20 protein-coding genes and 2 pseudogenes are annotated in these 17,702 nt (G+C 40.6%); 13 read left to right on the top strand and 9 right to left on the bottom strand.

The annotated features are described in order from the left end of the window. Positions 1-136 precede the first annotated feature (136 nt). Positions 137-637 carry a MarR family winged helix-turn-helix transcriptional regulator gene (locus BDE27_RS06760; protein ID WP_099134010.1) on the top strand — a complete coding sequence of 167 codons (501 nt, stop codon included), beginning with the start codon at positions 137-139 and terminating at the stop codon, positions 635-637. A 37-nt stretch (positions 638-674) separates the two neighbouring features. On the opposite strand, the gene BDE27_RS06755 is transcribed toward BDE27_RS06760, so the two are convergent. The 4 genes from BDE27_RS06755 to BDE27_RS06740 form a co-directional block, all read right to left on the bottom strand. Continuing rightward, positions 675-2,675: a TonB-dependent copper receptor gene (locus tag BDE27_RS06755; protein WP_099134011.1), complete on the bottom strand. Its 2,001-nt coding sequence runs from the start codon at positions 2,673-2,675 to the stop codon at positions 675-677. Positions 2,676-2,756: 81 nt separating this feature from the next. Further along, positions 2,757-3,158 (bottom strand): DUF2946 domain-containing protein, encoded by a 402-nt coding sequence (locus BDE27_RS06750; RefSeq protein ID WP_099134012.1) that lies wholly within the window; start codon positions 3,156-3,158, stop codon positions 2,757-2,759. Between the two features lie 204 nt (positions 3,159-3,362). Continuing rightward, the gene (locus tag BDE27_RS19395; protein WP_167450561.1) at positions 3,363-3,530 is read right to left on the bottom strand and encodes a hypothetical protein; all 168 of its coding nucleotides are present in this window, start codon (positions 3,528-3,530) and stop codon (positions 3,363-3,365) included. Positions 3,531-3,594: 64 nt separating this feature from the next. After that, positions 3,595-3,882, bottom strand: a complete 288-nt coding sequence (locus BDE27_RS06740; protein ID WP_099134014.1) for a hypothetical protein — start codon at positions 3,880-3,882, stop codon at positions 3,595-3,597. A gap of 179 nt (positions 3,883-4,061) precedes the next feature. On the opposite strand from BDE27_RS06740, the pseudogene aptA reads away from it, so the two are divergent. From aptA to BDE27_RS06700, 8 genes and pseudogenes are all read left to right on the top strand, one after another. Continuing rightward, positions 4,062-5,394: pseudogene (gene aptA / locus BDE27_RS06735) on the top strand (omega-aminotransferase AptA). Positions 5,395-5,432: 38 nt separating this feature from the next. Continuing rightward, positions 5,433-5,624 carry an ASCH domain-containing protein gene (locus tag BDE27_RS06730; protein ID WP_099134015.1) on the top strand — a complete coding sequence of 64 codons (192 nt, stop codon included), beginning with the start codon at positions 5,433-5,435 and terminating at the stop codon, positions 5,622-5,624. 447 nt (positions 5,625-6,071) lie between these two features. Continuing rightward, on the top strand, positions 6,072-7,175 hold the full coding sequence (locus tag BDE27_RS06725) for an alkene reductase (protein WP_099134016.1): 1,104 nt from the start codon (positions 6,072-6,074) through the stop codon (positions 7,173-7,175). A gap of 65 nt (positions 7,176-7,240) precedes the next feature. Then, on the top strand, positions 7,241-7,498 hold the full coding sequence (locus tag BDE27_RS06720) for a serine hydrolase (protein ID WP_099134017.1): 258 nt from the start codon (positions 7,241-7,243) through the stop codon (positions 7,496-7,498). A 199-nt stretch (positions 7,499-7,697) separates the two neighbouring features. Then, positions 7,698-8,021: pseudogene (locus tag BDE27_RS06715) on the top strand (IS5 family transposase); the annotation flags it as partial. A gap of 121 nt (positions 8,022-8,142) precedes the next feature. Continuing rightward, positions 8,143-8,457: a hypothetical protein gene (locus tag BDE27_RS06710; protein WP_099134018.1), complete on the top strand. Its 315-nt coding sequence runs from the start codon at positions 8,143-8,145 to the stop codon at positions 8,455-8,457. Beyond that, positions 8,454-9,677, top strand: a complete 1,224-nt coding sequence (locus tag BDE27_RS06705) for a type II secretion system protein GspD (protein WP_099134019.1) — start codon at positions 8,454-8,456, stop codon at positions 9,675-9,677. Before BDE27_RS06710 ends, BDE27_RS06705 begins: the two co-directional genes overlap by 4 nt. 202 nt (positions 9,678-9,879) lie before the next feature. Further along, positions 9,880-10,128 (top strand): hypothetical protein, encoded by a 249-nt coding sequence (locus BDE27_RS06700; protein ID WP_099134020.1) that lies wholly within the window; start codon positions 9,880-9,882, stop codon positions 10,126-10,128. 165 nt (positions 10,129-10,293) lie between these two features. Here BDE27_RS06700 and BDE27_RS06695 read toward each other — a convergent pair whose 3' ends face one another. From BDE27_RS06695 to BDE27_RS06685, 3 genes are all read right to left on the bottom strand, one after another. Continuing rightward, on the bottom strand, positions 10,294-11,253 hold the full coding sequence (locus tag BDE27_RS06695) for a P63C domain-containing protein (RefSeq protein WP_208638571.1): 960 nt from the start codon (positions 11,251-11,253) through the stop codon (positions 10,294-10,296). 81 nt (positions 11,254-11,334) lie between these two features. Next, a complete protein-coding gene (locus BDE27_RS06690; protein WP_099134022.1) occupies positions 11,335-11,553 on the bottom strand; it encodes a hypothetical protein in 219 nt (72 codons plus the stop codon). Between the two features lie 528 nt (positions 11,554-12,081). Then, positions 12,082-12,537: a YaiI/YqxD family protein gene (locus BDE27_RS06685; RefSeq protein ID WP_099134023.1), complete on the bottom strand. Its 456-nt coding sequence runs from the start codon at positions 12,535-12,537 to the stop codon at positions 12,082-12,084. Positions 12,538-13,107: 570 nt separating this feature from the next. Between BDE27_RS06685 and BDE27_RS06680 the strand changes: the two genes are divergently transcribed. From BDE27_RS06680 to BDE27_RS06665, 4 genes are all read left to right on the top strand, one after another. Next, positions 13,108-13,874, top strand: a protein-coding gene (locus BDE27_RS06680; protein WP_120211309.1) for an IS5 family transposase whose coding sequence is annotated in 2 segments (ribosomal slippage) — positions 13,108-13,483 and positions 13,483-13,874 — 768 coding nt in all. Because the reading frame shifts where the segments join, the coding sequence is not laid out codon by codon here. A gap of 15 nt (positions 13,875-13,889) precedes the next feature. Next, on the top strand, positions 13,890-14,258 hold the full coding sequence (locus BDE27_RS19885) for a helix-turn-helix domain-containing protein (RefSeq protein ID WP_099134155.1): 369 nt from the start codon (positions 13,890-13,892) through the stop codon (positions 14,256-14,258). Between the two features lie 66 nt (positions 14,259-14,324). After that, positions 14,325-15,362 (top strand): IS630 family transposase, encoded by a 1,038-nt coding sequence (locus tag BDE27_RS06670; RefSeq protein ID WP_120211325.1) that lies wholly within the window; start codon positions 14,325-14,327, stop codon positions 15,360-15,362. Between the two features lie 40 nt (positions 15,363-15,402). Beyond that, complete coding sequence (locus tag BDE27_RS06665) at positions 15,403-16,113, top strand: transglutaminase-like domain-containing protein (protein WP_208638570.1); 711 nt, start codon at positions 15,403-15,405, stop codon at positions 16,111-16,113. Here BDE27_RS06665 and BDE27_RS06660 read toward each other — a convergent pair. Together BDE27_RS06660 and BDE27_RS06655 are read right to left on the bottom strand one after the other, a co-directional pair. After that, a protein-coding gene (locus BDE27_RS06660; RefSeq protein WP_120211323.1) for an IS5 family transposase occupies positions 16,102-16,943 on the bottom strand; the annotation gives its coding sequence in 2 pieces (ribosomal slippage) (positions 16,102-16,601 and positions 16,601-16,943; 843 coding nt in all). The genes BDE27_RS06665 and BDE27_RS06660 overlap by 12 nt on opposite strands. A 47-nt stretch (positions 16,944-16,990) precedes the next feature. After that, positions 16,991-17,701 (bottom strand): zonular occludens toxin domain-containing protein, encoded by a 711-nt coding sequence (locus BDE27_RS06655; RefSeq protein ID WP_099132438.1) that lies wholly within the window; start codon positions 17,699-17,701, stop codon positions 16,991-16,993. Position 17,702 lies beyond the last annotated feature (1 nt).

The raw sequence follows: 17,702 nt of genomic DNA, 5'->3' as shown, positions 1-17,702 counted from the left end.
TTCACCCTGTTTATCACTCTATCAACTTAAATATATCATCAATAAAAGTATCTTTACGTAAAGATAAATTAAAATAATGGCCTAATTGATTTTTATCAAGTATCTTTTCGTCAAAATAAATGAATAGGGAAAAAGTATGAAGTACGATCATGTTGACCGATTACTGATACAGTGGGAACAACAGCGTCCAGACCTTGATTCGTCGTCAATGGGCGTCATTGGGCGGTTATGTCGCATAAACAAGATTATTGAACAACGCTTGCAACATGCTTTCAAAGAACACGACCTAAGTGCGATAGAGTTTGATATCCTTGCGACACTACGACGTAACAACATACCCATTACACCTACTGAGCTATATCAATCCGTTATGTTAACTTCTGGAGCAATGAGCACTCGTATTGAACATATGGTACAGCGAAGATTGATTGGGCGTATTGCTAACGAAGAAGACCGACGTAGCTGCAAGGTCTTTCTGACCTCAGAAGGAAAGGCATTGATAGACAAAGCAGTGGAAAGCCATTTGGAGAACCAAAAAGCCATTCTCGAACCACTGACAGAAACTCAACAAGAGCAACTTGCAACACTGCTGCGGCATTGGTTGCTGGATAATGAGTCAGCTAGTGATTCGCCCTGATTTATGTCAGGGCGAGATAGGTCTAGGAATAAAAGTATTAGAACTTAATATTAACTCTTGCCCAATAAGTACGCCCAGGCTCGTTTACTGCCGTATTACCGGAATAACCAAAGCCCTGATTCCCCGCTAAGTTAAGATGTTCGCTATAGGTTTTATCAAAAATATTGTCAACACCAGCACTAACTTGAACGTTTTTGGTCACCTTATAGGCTGCATTGGCAGATAGAATGGCGAAGTCTTTGCTACGATCAAAGTCTTTTCCTACAACGTTACCTTCATTGATTGCCACTCGGTGCTGGCTATTGACCAGGCGCAGCAAACCGCTGCTAGTCCAGTCGCCATGTTCCCAGGTCAGGCTGAAACGAGCTTCCAAAGGTGGGATCTGCGGTAATGGGCGATGATTAGTGGTATTTTGCGCCCAGGAATACGCCAGGCTGGCATCGGTTTTCCAATTTTCGTTAAACTTATAAGCGACCCCCGTTTCTCCGCCCATAATGGTGGCATCCACGTTACCGGCCACCGCATTCTTGTTGCGATAATCGAACAGGATAAAGTCATTCACTTTACCCACATACGCTGATATCCAACCCTTCAGGCGGTTATCATTATATTGTGCACCGATATCCAACTGGGTCGTTTTTTCGGGCTTGATATGAGTGAAAGCATTGTTGCCCGCTTTACCCGAAACCAACTCCCAGAAATCAGGAAAACGCTCGGTATAACCAATGCCGGCATAGAGCATCACAGGGGACTCTTTCAGGTTATGTTCAAGCCGAATAAAGCCAGCAGGCAGGGTTTCTTTACGTTCTTGTTGAGTAGTATATTTATACGCTGTTGCACGATCTAATCGCGCACCACCGATAACTTTATTCTGTGCAGTTGCATCCCAAGTTAATTCACCAAAAATACCGTAATCGCGGAAACGGACATTTTTCACCCAGCCATTTCTTTCAGCTTCAGCCATCTTACGATCGGTATTGGTACGGTGAATATTAGTTTGCATATCCACACCGCTCTGGAACTTGAAATTTTCCCATATCCAGGTTCCCATCATACGGCCACCCATTGTCAGGCGATCGGGTTCTGAGGCCATTTTCATTTCCGAATAACGCATGGAATAGTTATCCATAACATGATCGGTATAATTGTAATAAAAATTGGATTCGAATTTATCAAACACTTCGCCAATGTTAGTTTTTTCAAAACGTATGCCAAGACTTTTGCGCTTGAATTGGGAGCCATCCATGCCTCGTGTGGCGTAACGTGCTTCACCATCACCCTGTCCAGCGCTTAGCTCAAGTAACGTATTTTCATCAGGTGTCCAACCCAGGGCGACATCGGTGTTCCATTTATCCCAGCGGGAAGGAACGTGATTGCCATCACCATCTTTATAATCATTGGAGCGAGATTTATTACCGATCAAACGGATATAACCCAGTGCATTGCCAATACTGAGATCAGCATTACCATCCCAACGACCATGAGAACCAATCACTGTGCTGACATTACCTTGAGTGCCAAATTGTTCAAACTGAGGGCGAATACGCTCGAAACGAATAGTTCCCGCTGAATTACCCGGCCCCCAGAGTACGGTTTGTGGGCCTTTGACTAAACTCAAAACATCATAACTTTCTGGTGAAATATAAGAACTTGGCGCATCCATACGTCCACCGCAGGAGCCCAGTATTTCACTGTCATCAATTAACATTCTCAAACGAGAACCAAACATGCCACGGAATACAGGATCGCCATTAGTACCACCGTTACGGATCTGTGAAAAACCCGGAATGGTTTTCAGATAATCAGAACCATCACTGGCAGGCACTGGTTGGCGAGGGGCCTTCAGTGAAGAAGCTACTTCAAGTGGTGAAACTGCCGGTGCAGTTACAGTGATCACAGTTTCATTGTCGTGATCATAGGCAATGCGTGTTTCTTTGGTATGTTCCATATTGGCAGCCCAGCCACTGGTTGGCATTGTGAGTGCAATAGCCAAAGCTGCTGTCAAAGGTGATATACGAAATAGTCGTGTAGTAAACATAAAAAATCCCTTAATTAGCAACATTGCCATACAAACTTCGTAAGGCAAGGAAAATAAAATGGTTTATTTCAAGCAGACAGACTAATTAAGGGGTGGGGCGCGTGGTTGTGATTCGCCGTAAAACAGCCGAATAACGGGACCAAAGAAGCGCGATACTGGTGGTGCCCGGGACACAATTAGTGTCAGTAGAATGAAAGGAACAAAACCACCTGCTAATAATGGCAGATTAATCAGAAGCTGGCAGTAACCACAAGCGATATCATCCATCAATCCCATATGAACATGATCCACACCATGATGATTCATAGTGTGTGTCGATGGCATATCGGACACAGACATGCAGTGATTTATTTCGCTTCTTATTCCTTCACGATGGTGCTCCAGCGTTTTTGATACCACGGGTGCAATAAACAACATCAAAATCGCCAGTAAAGCGATGATGGCGGGTGTTCGGCTTTGTGAGAAGCGAAAAAGCGATAACAAGCTAATGATCCGGATCAATTTCTACGATTGAAGGCTAATCTTACTGCATTTTGGGTGGAGGTTGTTAAAATATTTTGGGGTTGTATATTCCTGATTTTTATCTCAGTCACAAGCGTTCCAGTGCAGCATTGATTCACTGGAACGCTTGTTTTATCTGTTCTCATCTTTTCAAAGAAAAACAGCTTTCCCACGTAGATACAATTATTATGGAAATCCTTTGTCTACTGTCTGGCCTGCACCTTCTCCTACCCATATTCCTGTAACCCATTCTCCATTACATTGTATCTCCATTTTTTGCCCTGTGAGTAAGGCTGTTTGTAGTAAGGAAAAAGCAGCTTGTCCTTTAATATCGTCATAATTATAATTTGTCATTATTGCTTTACCTAGATTACTTTTATCAGTCTTGAACATAAATGTTATACGACCATACGTATTATCAGTTGTACCATAATAATATATACATATATCTTCTTACTGCTTCATACGGATTATGAACATCACTAAATACTCTCATTATTCTGTCGTCATTCATTCCTGTAAGGAAATTATCAACATATATACCGTATTGCCCTGCAAGATTAGCATTCCTTAGTGCCAACGTATTTATATATTCAGTTTTAGGAGGTATAACATAACGAATCTCTCCTTCATAAGCTTCTACTGGGTTATAATTAGTTGGCACACCATCTAAAATAAAGAAAGAATAAATCACGTTTGCAAACATTAATAATAAAATCAATCAGTGGAAGGAAAACATAATATGTTTATGATTATACCTATTTTTAATTTGTTAGTTTCATTTACGTGAGTAAACTCATCACTAATGATTTGATAATTGAGGTTTAACTTGAGTATAGTTTCATTGCAAACTCTTGGTTACAACCTTGTGCGAGGAGCTATAAAATGCCAGATAGAAATTATTTCCAAAAATTGAACTTTAAAGCACATTGGATGCCGTTCAGCGCTAATCGTCATTTTCAACAAGATCCACGTTTAATTGTCTCAGCAGAGGGAAACTGGCTGGTTGATGATCAAGATCGTCGGATTTATGACAGCTTATCAGGATTATGGACATGTGGAGCAGGCCATTCACGCATTGAAATTCGTCAGGCTGTTTCAAATCAACTGGGAACATTGGATTATTCCCCAGGTTTCCAATATGGACACCCTTTGTCATTTAAGTTGGCAGATAGAATTGCCAGCCTTATGCCTGATGATTTAAATCATGTATTTTTTACCAGTTCAGGTTCAGAAGCTGCCGATACCGCAGTAAAAATGGCTCGTGCTTACTGGCGGATCCAAGGACAACCTGCAAAAACTAAATTTATCGGTCGGGCACGGGGTTATCATGGTGTCAATATCGCAGGAACCAGTCTTGGCGGTATTGGGGGTAATCGCAAAATGTTTGGTCAGTTTATGGATGTTGACCATCTTCCGCATACATTACAACCTAATATGGCTTTTACTAAAGGAATGCCAGCGGCTGGTGGCCCTGAACTGGCAGATGAACTACTAAAACTCATTGAATTGCATGATGCCAGCAATATCGCTGCCGTTATTGTTGAACCACTTTCTGGCTCTGCTGGCGCTATTATCCCACCACAAGGTTACTTACAACGTTTACGGGAAATCTGTACCCAATACGATATCTTGCTGATTTTTGATGAAGTGATTACCGGTTTCGGGCGCCTGGGATGCTGGAGTGGTGCTGAATATTTTGGTGTAACCCCAGATATTCTTAACTTTGCCAAACAAATTACCAACGGTGCAATTCCTTTGGGGGGGGGTGATTGCGTCCAGCAAGATCTACGATGCCTTTATGTCACAATCTCTATCCGAACATATGATTGAATTCAGCCACGGTTATACTTATTCAGGTCACCCGGTTGCCTGTGCAGCGGGATTGGCTTCATTGGAACTGCTGGAAAAAGAAAATCTGCCTCAACAAGCTGCGGAATTGGCCCCACATTTTGAACAAAAATTACATGCACTGAGGCACTGCCCAAATGTCGTGGATATTCGTAACTGCGGGCTGGTGGGGGCCATTCAAATTGCTCCACGGGATGGAGATGCAGTTGTCCGGCCTTTTGATGCCGGTATTGCATTATGGAAAGCGGGTTTTTATGTCCGTTTTGGTGGTGACACGTTGCAATTTGGTCCCATGTTCAATGCTAAAATTGATGATCTTGATCGTCTGTTCAATGTGGTGGGTGATGTTCTGTACCAAATCAAATAAAGAAAATCTTCATTAATGAGGGGCAGCTGCAAGATAATATGAAAACAAGTGAAGTCATGGAATTAATTGAAAGTAAATATCCAAAAGCAGGGCATTGGGTATTTGGTGATTCTCCTTCCATGTATGATGAATTGGCTAAGTTAGTTGCTAAGGGCATAAAAACAGCAACAACTTGCTCATTTCACTCTTGTGAGTCGGACGATAGCAAAATTACAGTTGGTAATCACTAGTTTGTATTGTCAGAATCACTGCCATGCACTTGATGCAATTTTCTGAAATAACCGAGGAACTGGCATGGTAAAGAAGGCGAGGGAAATAGGAGCTTGTTTCATTGGCAAGTAGAACATCAACATTTTTTGAGAGGATAGGGGAGTTTTCACCAGATATGGAAATTGTTGTACTTGCAATTGTTGCTGTTGTTGCTGTATTTTATTTTTTTCTTCATTGTAAATATTATTCCATTCAGTATGGTAGGGAACGATAATAATAGTATCTTATATCTGCTTAACACCATTAACCCACGGGTTTTCATTCGGACCCCCATCACAGAAAGACATAATAAGTAGCTTGATGGAAAGTAATTATTCCAACATATATTGCTCAAATTATAATTTCATTAAGTTATGATATTGTGTATTGGTCGAATCATTATATCAATATAAAAAATAGGAAATATTATGACTGATAATAGTACTAGAACCGATCTTTTCTCGCCTACCAAATTAGGGGAAATTGAACTTTCCAATCGTATTGTTATGGCACCTTTAACACGTGGTCGCACGAATGAGGATGGGGTTCCAAATGAACTTAATGTTACATATTATGCTCAGCGTGTGAGTGCAGGTTTAATCATTTCAGAAGCAACTAATATTTCAGCACAGGGATGCGGTTATGCTATGACTCCTGGTATCTGGACAGAAGATCAGGTAGCAGGATGGAAAAAAGTCACCGATGCCATTCATGTTGCTGGTGGTAAGATTGTAATGCAATTGTGGCATGTCGGTCGTTTCTCACACGTTGATCTTCAACCAAATAAAGAAGCACCAGTAGCACCATCTGTTATTAAAGCAGACGGTAATGTTTTTACCAGTCGCGGTATAGAAAAAGCGTCCATGCCGCGCGCACTTAGAACCGACGAAATCCCTGATGTTATCGAGCAATATAGACATGCGGCAGAATGTGCTAAATGTGCAGGGTTCGATGGTGTAGAAATTCATGCTGCTAACAATTATCTATTGGAACAGTTTCTGCGTGATTCAACTAACCATCGCACCGATCAGTATGGTGGTTCAATTGAAAACCGAGCCAGATTAATTCTCGAAGTTGTTGACGCGGTAACCCATATTTGGGGTGGTGGACGAGTTGGCATTAGATTGTCTCCAGTGACAACGGAAGTAGGAAACACTCCGCTTGATCGTAATGTGATGGCAACTTATGGCTATCTGATTCAGCAACTCAATAAATTCAAGCTGGCTTATCTTCATTTTGTTGAAGGAACAACAGGAAAAAGCCGTGATGTTCCCGAAGGTGTTGATTTGGATAAACTAAGATCGTTGTTCGACGGATCTTATATCGGCAACAACAATTATAACCTTGAAATGGCGATTTCCCGTCGTGCGGAAGGTAAGGTAGATGCAGTTGCATTCGGGCGTCCGTTTATTTCTAATCCTGATTTGGTAGAACGTTTACGCTACGGGATTGAACTGGCTGATATCAATAATGACGCTTATTATGGTAATGGAGCAAAAGGATATACCGACTGGTTGAAGGCGAATAATTAATTTTATAGGCGGCTAAGCTGTATAGCTTCAGTAAAGCCGCTGTTATTTGCCAAAGCTATCATGGCATGACTCAAACATTACCAAAAACAACATCTACTGGATATATAGTTAAAAACCATGAACCTTATGCATTTGGTTTAGAGCATCACAACCACTTAGCAGAGCCGAGTTTGGAACATTCCGGCGGATGGGCAGGCTACAGAGCTTATTTTATACGTTTGCCAAATTCGCGTTTAACTATTACTGTTCTGAGTAATCAGGAAGCTATTGATACTCAAGTATTAAGTTATAATATTGCTGATATATTGCTAAAGGAAACATAACTATTTTTTAGTTTTTTTGTGATAAATAATAACCACCTCCTAAAAAAACGGACATAAAAGACAGAAGAATTTTCTGTTTTTTATGAAAAATAGAATTATTTTAATTCACTAAAATTCTGCTGACGAATTTTAGGCTGTGTCCCTTAATGTAAATTGATAGTATTCTCATCTAAACTGTTTTCAATATGGGAAAAAGATGATGGCACGCTACGACATTCCTGATGACGCATGGATAGTGATAGAACCTTGTTTGCCCCCGGTCCATTCAGAGCGAGCAGGACGTCCACATGTTGAACACCGCCGTGTGATGAATGGGATGTTCTGGGTCTTGTGCTCCGGGGCACCGTGGCGTGATTTACCTGAACGCTATGGCCCTTGGAAAACGGTCTATAACCGATTTAATCGCTGGTCAAAATCGGGCATTATCAACAAGATATTTAATCGGTTACTGTCCATTCTGGATGAAAAAGGCTTGATTGACTGGGCTGAAATTAGGCTGTATTCGACTCTTTTACAGGCGGTTATCTAATTAAGGGACGCAGCCTAGGCTATGGGTATTTATATTTGGTTTTTTACTCTTATCTGTCTGTAGTGGTTATTTTCTCTACAGATTCTTTACTGGTTATGCTAACGATAGTTCTGTCGTGGCTGGCACTGATAGTGTGTCTGCTAATAATAGATTTCCAGCTCAATCTGGGGGCAAGGATGGCAATAACTATTTGCGAGAGGGAAGCGGAAATAAAGGAGCTGAAAGAGGAAATGGAATAGAAAAGCCTATTTCTTCAAAGTGGCGTATTTCTGGTTTTTTAAGTCTGGATAATTATAATTACGTCACTTTGGTGAATGCTTCCGGTGATATCAGACTGGTTAATAAAACTGAATTTCATGGTAAAGGTATCATGATGTTCGGGTTTGTTGATGGGGAAAAGGTGACTTATTTTAGTGGTGTATCAAAATGAAAAAAATATTTCCTATTATTTTGTTATCTGTTGTTCCTTATTTTTCTTTTGCGAAAGGTGTCGATTTTTATTTGGATGGTGTTTCTATTCCTAAGTCGGTTAATTTTATTTACGGTCAGGTTTTTAAAAAACCCTTTATGATTTCACCAGAAGTCATTATTGATGAAAGATTAGTGTCATTTCATATTACGCCAGACCTTGATGAAAAAGAATTTTTTGTTCGTTACCTTAATAATATGGGGATTGGGGTAATGAAAAAAAACGGAGTGGATTATATTTATAAGTTGAAAGTTGTTGAACCGGTGATCCCTCAATATACCTTTGTTTATAAGCCTCAATATCGTTCTGTGGGTTACTTAACGTCTGTTTTGTCCAGTGTTGTTCAGGGTAGGTTTGGTCATGGTGGTTCGGTGTCTACTTATGTGGGCGGCTCTAAAGCCCCTAATCATTCCTCTGGTGCGAACTTCTTTAGTTCTTCGGGTGATATGTTGGTTTTTTATGGCACTAAAGCGGATATTTCACGGATAGAGCAGGTTTTACCGTCTATTGATACGGTGTCCGACGAGGTTTATGTAGGTGGCTATGTCTATCAGGTTCAGACAACGGAGCGTAACGGTTCAGGTTTGGCATTGGCGGCTAAATTACTGAGTCAGCGCTTTTCTATTCAGATTGGCGGTAATGGTTCGGGGATCGGTATGGACAACTTTATCAAGTTTTCTTCTGGCAATATCAATGCGTTAGTTGAGCTGTTTAATACTGATTCTCGTTTTACCGTGGTCAGTTCGCCATCGCTTCGTGCGCGTTCTGGTACATCGGCTTCTTTCTCTGTGGGTGAAGATGTTCCGGTTCTGGGGAATGTCAGCTTTTCCGGCGACAGGCCAATTCAGTCAGTTGAATATCGTTCTTCTGGTGTGATTTTTAATGTGATGCCGGAAGTGAGACAAAATGTGATTGATTTGTCTATCAGTCAGGAATTATCTAATTTTGCAAAAACGCATACAGGGGTTGATAACTCACCGACGTTGATTAAACGTAATATTCAAACGTCTGTTTCTGTGAATGATGGCGACATTATTTTGATTGGCGGATTGGCTGATAATAAAGATACCGATGCAAATACCGGATTATCATTCATGCCATCTTGGTTCTCCAGTAGCAGTAAAGAGAATACAAAAACCGATATTGTTATCATTTTGCAAGCGAAAAAGGTGAAACGTTAGGATTCGCCCCCGCAGCGTGCGAGGAGGCGGAATCCTAACGGATCATCTTTTTAACTGAATACGGATAGAAATAGGGTGATTGATTTTTTTAGCTAAATATCGATTATAATTTGGTGAAGAATAGGGGATAAATATGAGACAAATTATTGGATATGAGCAGCTTGATATTTTCTAGGTGATTAATTACTTAGAGGATATCTTTATGTCTGTGAAGAGTCAGAGCCGTGATCGTCTTCCTAATGGAAGATTGAAGTCTTATCGTCGGGTAGGAAGGCGTTTTCCTAGTTGTAAGAGATGGTTTGATAAATCTCCATCTTGGTATCGTAACTTAATGATGACCAGACCAGAACGGCGGGAAGTGAAACTGCTTTTGTCTAAGGTACTAAACGGAAGCGATCCTGATGGAATGGCATTTCCGGTACACAATAAACCTTTTGCATGGTTTTATTGATTTTTTAAAAAGTTAAACCTAAAAATCATTATTAAAATCGTCAAGTATTAAATCGTGGGGCCCCTTTAGGGTTCCGATTTAATACTTGTACGACACTCGGATAAAAACACTTGGGATAAGTGGTTGTGGGCACGTAGTGATCACAATCACTTATTAGACCATTATCTATAAAGGAAGGTCTAGGTTTTTGCTAATTTTAGATTTTAATTTAATTTCCTCTTTAAATACTAATTCAAGTTCACATTGTGGGTCAGTATTATATCTTTTTTTGAAAAGGGAATTGAATTGTTCTTTATTGTCAGATATTTTCATTAATGTTGTAACCTCCGTTATCTGTTTTTTTAAATGTTCCCTTCCTATTTCTGGTGTTAATATTTGATGGAATCTATGTTTATAGTTTCCATTTTCTGTTTTTGGTGTATTATCTTTTAATGCATTAAAAACACCATCAGGGAGGATTTCATATATATATTTATTTGTTAGCTTACCTATGAATTTGGGTTTTTTCTTAATATTATTAGATGTATATGGATAGTTCCAAAGCCTAAATATTTCTTTGTAAAATTCATCCGTAAACGTTAATTGCCATTTTAATATTTCATCAGATACATATGCTTGTAATATTTTTTGAAGTTCATCTCTTTCCCTGTCATATTGATATCCTGTTGCTTCATCAATTAAAGATATAATACCTACTTTAGCAAATGATCTTATTAACATTTCACATTGTTCAGCGATTATTGATTGTCTAGCGGATAGAGTGATTTCTTTTCTTGCTTGCATGAATGAATCACAAAGATCAACTAAAATGCTAGCTTCATATCCGTTAATCTTTTTTTCGCCTTCATAGCATATTATTGGTTCATAGTGTGTTTCAGATTTATCCTTATAAATGAATGGGGCAAGTGACTTTTGGTTCAGATATCGTTGTAATCTATCTCCTGAGACTTGGTAACTTGTTTCCTCATCAACAAGTTTTAGGGCTTTTTGCATTTCTCTTCCAGAGAGTATTCGTGTACCATCTTTCAATACGTAACAGGATATGTTAAATCCTGCTAGATCTAATGAACCTTTGTACTGTATTTTTCTTGAGCCGTTCATTTCTTGTCCTTCTTTTGATTTCAAATTGTCACATATAACCCCCGTACTGTACTACGGGGGTAGTCTAAGGTTATCTTCGGGCTTTCAGGTGAACCCGGCCAAATTCTAACTGTCTTTTTCTAAAATTAGGTAACCATGTTCATCAAGTGTGATCATGGACAGCATTTGTTCAATTGCATAATGCACCAAATCCGCCTCGCTGTAGATTTTTTGCCGTCCGCTCATAATATTTTTCTTTGTTAAGAGGAATGCCTTTTCCTGTAAATCGATGGATTCCGATTTCTTTAACCTGATGGTAGTTTTCAATGTAGATGCCTGACTCATTAGCAGCCTCCGTTCACCATAATCTTTAATTCTATAAAATTTGTATGCAAGTTGCCTACGACATGTTGACAGGAAACATGTGATATGTTTACTATCTATAGATAATGTTATTAGTGATTTGTATACAACGCCAATTGAGAGCGTTTTTAGGGAAAGAAAGATCGGGTACTCAGGGGGTCAAACCTCAGTACTTTTTTAAAAGCCTCGCGGGTTCGCATAATGTATATTATGTTAAATTAAACGCAAACTAAAGCCTATTACTGATAATAGTAAGTGCCCTGCTTTATCATCAACGATTCCCCCCGGAATACTTTCTTTTGGCAATCCATCCTTTTGTGAGGTTTGCCAGTGTAGTTCCCTCTTAAATCATGACGGTGTGACGAAAAAAGCGGAGGAGAAAGAAAGGATTAGCATTTCATTCTCCATTATCTATGTGATTGCTTACGGTTGTTCTGTTGAATACGTGTTAGGAATTTAATAAATTCGCATAATGAAATGGTGTTGTTCGTAGAATAGTGATGTTTTATTTCAAGATACTTTTTTTTGTTGCAATAACCAGTTATCTAATTCATTTGCGAACCGCTGGCGATCACGCTGGCTTAACGTCGCAGGCCCTCCCGTTTGGATTCCACTTGCTCGCATCGTATCCATAAAATCCCGCATAACTAGGCGTTCACGTATTGTTGCTTCACTATAACGTTCACCGCGCGGATTGAGTGCTATTGCACCTTTTCCGACCACTTCAGCAGCAAGAGGAATATCTGCTGTAATCACTAAATCACCGATTTTTGAACGACGAACAATTTCATTGTCAGCCATATCAAACCCAGCCGGGACTTGTAACGTACGTAAAAAAATGGATGTAGGTACACTTAGTTGTTGATTTGCCACAAATGTAATCCGTATTTTTTCACGTTCTGCTGCACGATATAATACTTCTTTTATAACCTTAGGACATGCATCAGCATCTACCCATATAGGCATAACAAATTCCTCTTAACTTCATGTTTTTAGCTATATCTAAGATATTTGCATTATTTTAAAATAATCAAACCAGGGTGCCATCCATATCAAAGACATGTAGTAGACTCACGTTTTTTCTCCGGTCTGATTAACAAGGCAAATCTGCCAGTTATCTAGTAAGTCATCACCCAGCCAGAACAGCATTGATTCATCTTCTGACCCTGAGCTGATTCTGGACATGCTCTATGTGCACTATAACAACTTTTGGTAAGGTCCACTACTGTACATATATAATGCATACAATTTCTCTAGTTCAACAGCCATTTTGGTTAATATTAATTAATCACACTTCATCACTAGCATATTGCTTACAACATCAGTATTTACCAGAAAACAAACCCTTTTCTTGTTTTTCTAGCTTCATTACTGAAGTATTATCTCTTAATACGACAAATCTCCAAAGTGGAACACTAAATGTTTCTCGCTATAATACAAGGTGGAAAAAACTACTTGCTATCTTAGATGGTGTCGTCATGAGAAATTTCGTGCAATAATAATGCCCCATCATTCCATCATAAGAGTTGATTAACCATGAGTACACCTGCACACCGCCGCCACGATATTTCAGATCGCGTCTGGAGCCTACTTGAACCTCATTTGCCAGGACGTCAAAGCGCTTGGGGGCGTGTAGCTGAAGATAATCGGCGTTTTATCAATGGGGTGTTTTGGATTTTACGGACGGGTGCGCCTTGGCGAGACCTACATACTGATTATGGTGACTGGAAAAATACCCACCGCCGTTTTTGTCGCTGGAGAGATAAAGGGATATGGGAAAAACTGCTCGAACAATTGGTTAATGACCCCGATTTCGAGTGGTTAATGATTGATGCCAGCCATATTAAGGTTCATCCTGATGCGACAGGCGCTAAAGGGGGTAATCAGGAGATGGGGCTCACAAAAGGGGGCTCAATACCAAGATACATTTGGCCGTGGATGCGCATGGTATGCCGGTCAGAATTGTTATTACAAGCGGTACCCCAGCAGATTGTTCACAAGCTGAGGCCTTAATTAAAGGACTCGATGCAGAGCATCTATTGGCGGACAGGGGCTATGATAGCAATGCAATAGTAGAAAAAGCGAAACAACAGGGCATGCAAGTCCAGATCCCTAGCCGGAAAAATCGGAAGGTCGCCAGAGAATATGATCGTGAACTCTATCGGCTTCGCCATTTGGTTGAAAATGCTTTCCTTCATCTTAAGCGCTGGCGTGGTATAGCCACTCGCTATGCAAAAAATAGCGCGTCTTTTCTTGCCGCAGTGCAAATCCGTTGCCTTGTCCTTTGGCTGAAAATCTCATGACGACAGCATCTAGCAATTAATCACTGTTATCTTCCCCATAATATCAATGATCAACGTATCCAACAGGTACTCACAACGATTTCCTCTACAAACGAACTTCCTGCTCAACAAGATTTTCTATTAAAAGCTATTTATTTATCTAAAAGCCGCTTATCACATCTTTTTACAGATATGACCGGCAGTAGTTTAAAAAGTTATTTGCTCTTTCAGCGTTTGATGCGTGCCCTTTGGCTGATTGCTCAAGGCAATCGTATCACTGATGCCGCACTCCAATGTGGGTTTGACTCCCCTTCTCATTTATCTGCCACATGTCGGAAATTAATGGGAATAAAACCAAGTTTTGCTAAACATGTCAGCCAATTTTTGAAAGTTCCAGAGGAATAAATCTACTATACCAATCGCCATTGAAGATGCTTGATTTCTTATCCAAATCAGATCATGCATGCAACCATGAAAATTCATCTGACACCAGAACAAAAACACGCCCTTGAATTGATGCATGATACTACTCGCGACAGTCGAGTCTGTGATCGCATTAAGGCGGTGCTTTTGGCCTCAGAAGGTTGGACTGCTCAGATGATTGCACAGGCCTTGCGTATTCATGAAAGTACGGTCAGCCGTCACCTGAAAGATTTTATCGCGCAGGAAAAGCTCACCCCAGAAAATGGCGGCTCTGAAAGCCATCTCTCTGCCGAACAAACCGCCGACCTGATTGATTATTTGACCGCCAATTTGATGCATACCACAACCCAAATTGTGGCCTATGTCCAAGCCCGTTGGCAGGTTTCTTTCAGCGTGGGCGGAATGACAAAATGGCTTCACCGCCAAGGTTTCAGCTATAAAAAACCCAAGGGTGTTCCTCATAAATTCGATGCGCACAAACAGCAACAATTTATTGATGACTACAAGGCGCTGAAAGAGGAAGCGGGGCAGAATGAACCGATCCTATTTATTGATGCGGTGCATCCTTCACAGTCCACAAAGCTCAGCTATGGCTGGATGAAAGCAGGAAAAAATCAGGTAAAAGGGATCGAAACCACCGGCAGTCGTACCCGTCTCAATATTCTGGGCGCCCTGAATTTACAACGGATTGAAGACACCGTGATCCGTGAATATCCGCGCATCAATGCCGAAAATATCGCCTATTTCTTCGGTGCGCTCCGAGAAACTTACCCGCTTTCGCAAAAAATCCACATCATTTTGGATGGAGCGGGTTACCATCGAGCCGAGTTGGTGAAAGATATTGCGTATGTCCTGAATATTGAATTGCATTACCTCCCGCCTTACAGCCCAAACCTCAATCCGATAGAGCGATTGTGGAAGTATATGAATGAGCAAGTGCGTAACAATATCTATTTTCCGGATGCGAAGACCTTCCGTGAAACTCTTCGTCACTTTTTTCATGTCACTTTGCCAGAAAAAGCGAAAGAGCTCACGACTCGACTGACTGATAATTTTCAGATTTTAAAACCTGCATCTTCAAGTTAGATTGGTATACATTGTTATTTACTCAACTAGTAGGAGAATAATGATGGATAGATATTTAGTAGAAACACATTTGTTAGATTTTGAGGCTGAGAACATTCAGCAATTAATTCAATCACGCCATTGGCGGACACTACCTGAGAGTGAGAGAGTCAAGTCTGTTTATAATTTCGTCCGTGATGAAATTAAATTTGGTTTTAATGAAGATGACTCATTAACTGCATCATCAATCTTACAGTCTGGTTATGGCCAATGTAATACAAAATCTATCTTATTTATGGCACTGTTGCGTGCACTTAAAATACCCTGTCGTTTACATGGTTTTACCATCGATAAAATCTTACAAAAAGGAATTATGAATGGAGCGCTATATGAACAGATGCCTAAAGAGATTATTCATACTTGGGTTGAAGCCTATATAGATGGACAATGGCATGGCTTTGAAGGAGTTATTCTTGATTCGTTTTACTTGTCGGCATTACAAAAAAAATACACAGATCATAATGGGGTGTTTATCGGTTATGGTGTAGCCATTGAAGAGTTACAAAACCCGCCGATTGAATGGAACGGTAATAATGATACCTATATCCAACGTGTAGGAATTATACAGGATTTTGGTCTATTTGATGACCCTGACAGCTTCTTTGTCAAACATTCACAGAAACTCAGTGATGAAGATAAAGCACTATTTGCCAATAAGTTACGTCATCAAATTAACGAGAATATCACTAGGCTGCGTCCCTTAATTAGATAACCGCCTGTAAAAGAGTCGAATACAGCCTAATTTCACCATGGACAAATAGTTTCGTGCGGTTTTTTCGTAACGGGTTGCAATACGCCGATTTCCTTTCAGAAAACCGAAACAGCGTTCGACAACATTGCGGTCACGATAAGCCTGTTCATCAAATTGCGTACGACCATCAGCACTGCCTTTTTCATTGATTTTATAAGGAATAACGCTTTTGATCCTCAATTTACGCAGATAACCGCGGAGCTTTCTACTCGAATACCCTTTGTCTGCCAGCACGGCTTTGCCACGTCGTTTCATGAAACCATTTTTGCGTTGTATACCAATGCCGTCGAGCAAAGGGATGGCGGATTGACTTTCATGAGCTTGCCCAGCGGTCAACATCAGGTTGAGGGGAAAACCCTTTCCGTCGGTTGCCAGGTGGATTTTGGTGCCATAACCACCGCGTGAGCGACCCAGCGCATGATCGTCAGTGATATCGGGATGTTTTTTTTCGCGCCTGCGGCATCTTTACTCGCGCGAATATTGCTGCCATCCAGGCAAATTTCAGCCCAGTCAATCAAGCCTTTTTCATCCAGAATGGACAGTAACCGATTAAATATCTTGTTGATAATGCCCGATTTTGACCAGCGATTAAATCGGTTATAGACCGTTTTCCAAGGGCCATAGCGTTCAGGTAAATCACGCCACGGTGCCCCGGAGCACAAGACCCAGAACATCCCATTCATCACACGGCGGTGTTCAACATGTGGACGTCCTGCTCGCTCTGAATGGACCGGGGGCAAACAAGGTTCTATCACTATCCATGCGTCATCAGGAATGTCGTAGCGTGCCATCATCTTTTTCCCATATTGAAAACAGTTTAGATGAGAATACTATCAATTTACATTAAGGGACACAGCCTAGTTTGGCTAAAAACGTTTTGACGCGCGTCAACAACTGCCTCACTTCCCTTACCTCCATTGTACGAATGATATAGATTGAATATATTTTTATCGTATTTATTCAAATAATATGTGACACGATGAGATTTAAATAATTTAACACCATTATAAACATCAACACGATAGCGACTTCTCGCACCAAGCATAACCATCTTAGTCATGTTATAAGACGTCTCAATACGTGTCTTTATAAATCTGGCCAATGTATCAGGATGTTGATTCATCAAAGCCAGATCACAACATAATCCGCTATCCATATCAGTAAAGTGACGGTGCTCGGCAATAAAAGATCGTTGCTCATTCGTAATATTTTTATCCGACGACCAAAAACGCCAGACCTCATCAAGACAGATCAAATCCCCCGCCTTACAAAAAGAACTATCACAGGAATATCCCTCTTGATCGTTACGCTTATAAGGAAAAAACCCCTCCTGCATGACCTGTTCATCACTCACCTTGACGATTTCACCCAAAGCCACGTCCTTGCCCTTAGACAACTTAATGGCATACTCACGGATCGCCTCAGGATTAATACCGTCAATATTGGTGACAATCCTCCGGCCTTTCATGTAAGCCGGAAGAATGACACTTTTCACACACTCGTGACTCTTACCCGAACCAGGAACGCCAAAGTAAGCCGTGATAGACATA

It is taken from the genome of Xenorhabdus ehlersii, assembly GCF_003610465.1.
Lineage (GTDB): Bacteria > Pseudomonadota > Gammaproteobacteria > Enterobacterales > Enterobacteriaceae > Xenorhabdus > Xenorhabdus ehlersii.
Note: the sequence above shows the minus strand (reverse complement) of the source record. Positions and strands in the feature narration are given on the sequence as shown.

Excerpts from the sequence above, each read along its gene's own strand:
- BDE27_RS06655 (WP_099132438.1), bottom strand. The coding sequence starts at position 17,701 with ATGTCTATCACGGCTTACTTTGGCGTTCCTGGTTCGGGTAAGAGTCAC.
- BDE27_RS06685 (WP_099134023.1), bottom strand. The coding sequence starts at position 12,537 with ATGCCTATATGGGTAGATGCTGATGCATGTCCTAAGGTTATAAAAGAA.
- BDE27_RS06705 (WP_099134019.1), top strand. The coding sequence starts at position 8,454 with ATGAAAAAAATATTTCCTATTATTTTGTTATCTGTTGTTCCTTATTTT.
- BDE27_RS06690 (WP_099134022.1), bottom strand. The coding sequence starts at position 11,553 with ATGAGTCAGGCATCTACATTGAAAACTACCATCAGGTTAAAGAAATCG.
- BDE27_RS06740 (WP_099134014.1), bottom strand. The coding sequence starts at position 3,882 with ATGTTTGCAAACGTGATTTATTCTTTCTTTATTTTAGATGGTGTGCCA.
- BDE27_RS06730 (WP_099134015.1), top strand. The coding sequence starts at position 5,433 with ATGAAAACAAGTGAAGTCATGGAATTAATTGAAAGTAAATATCCAAAA.
- BDE27_RS06670 (WP_120211325.1), top strand. The coding sequence starts at position 14,325 with ATGAAAATTCATCTGACACCAGAACAAAAACACGCCCTTGAATTGATG.
- BDE27_RS06700 (WP_099134020.1), top strand. The coding sequence starts at position 9,880 with ATGTCTGTGAAGAGTCAGAGCCGTGATCGTCTTCCTAATGGAAGATTG.
- BDE27_RS06665 (WP_208638570.1), top strand. The coding sequence starts at position 15,403 with ATGATGGATAGATATTTAGTAGAAACACATTTGTTAGATTTTGAGGCT.
- BDE27_RS06760 (WP_099134010.1), top strand. The coding sequence starts at position 137 with ATGAAGTACGATCATGTTGACCGATTACTGATACAGTGGGAACAACAG.
- BDE27_RS06725 (WP_099134016.1), top strand. The coding sequence starts at position 6,072 with ATGACTGATAATAGTACTAGAACCGATCTTTTCTCGCCTACCAAATTA.
- BDE27_RS06755 (WP_099134011.1), bottom strand. The coding sequence starts at position 2,675 with ATGTTTACTACACGACTATTTCGTATATCACCTTTGACAGCAGCTTTG.
- BDE27_RS19395 (WP_167450561.1), bottom strand. The coding sequence starts at position 3,530 with ATGACAAATTATAATTATGACGATATTAAAGGACAAGCTGCTTTTTCC.
- BDE27_RS06720 (WP_099134017.1), top strand. The coding sequence starts at position 7,241 with ATGACTCAAACATTACCAAAAACAACATCTACTGGATATATAGTTAAA.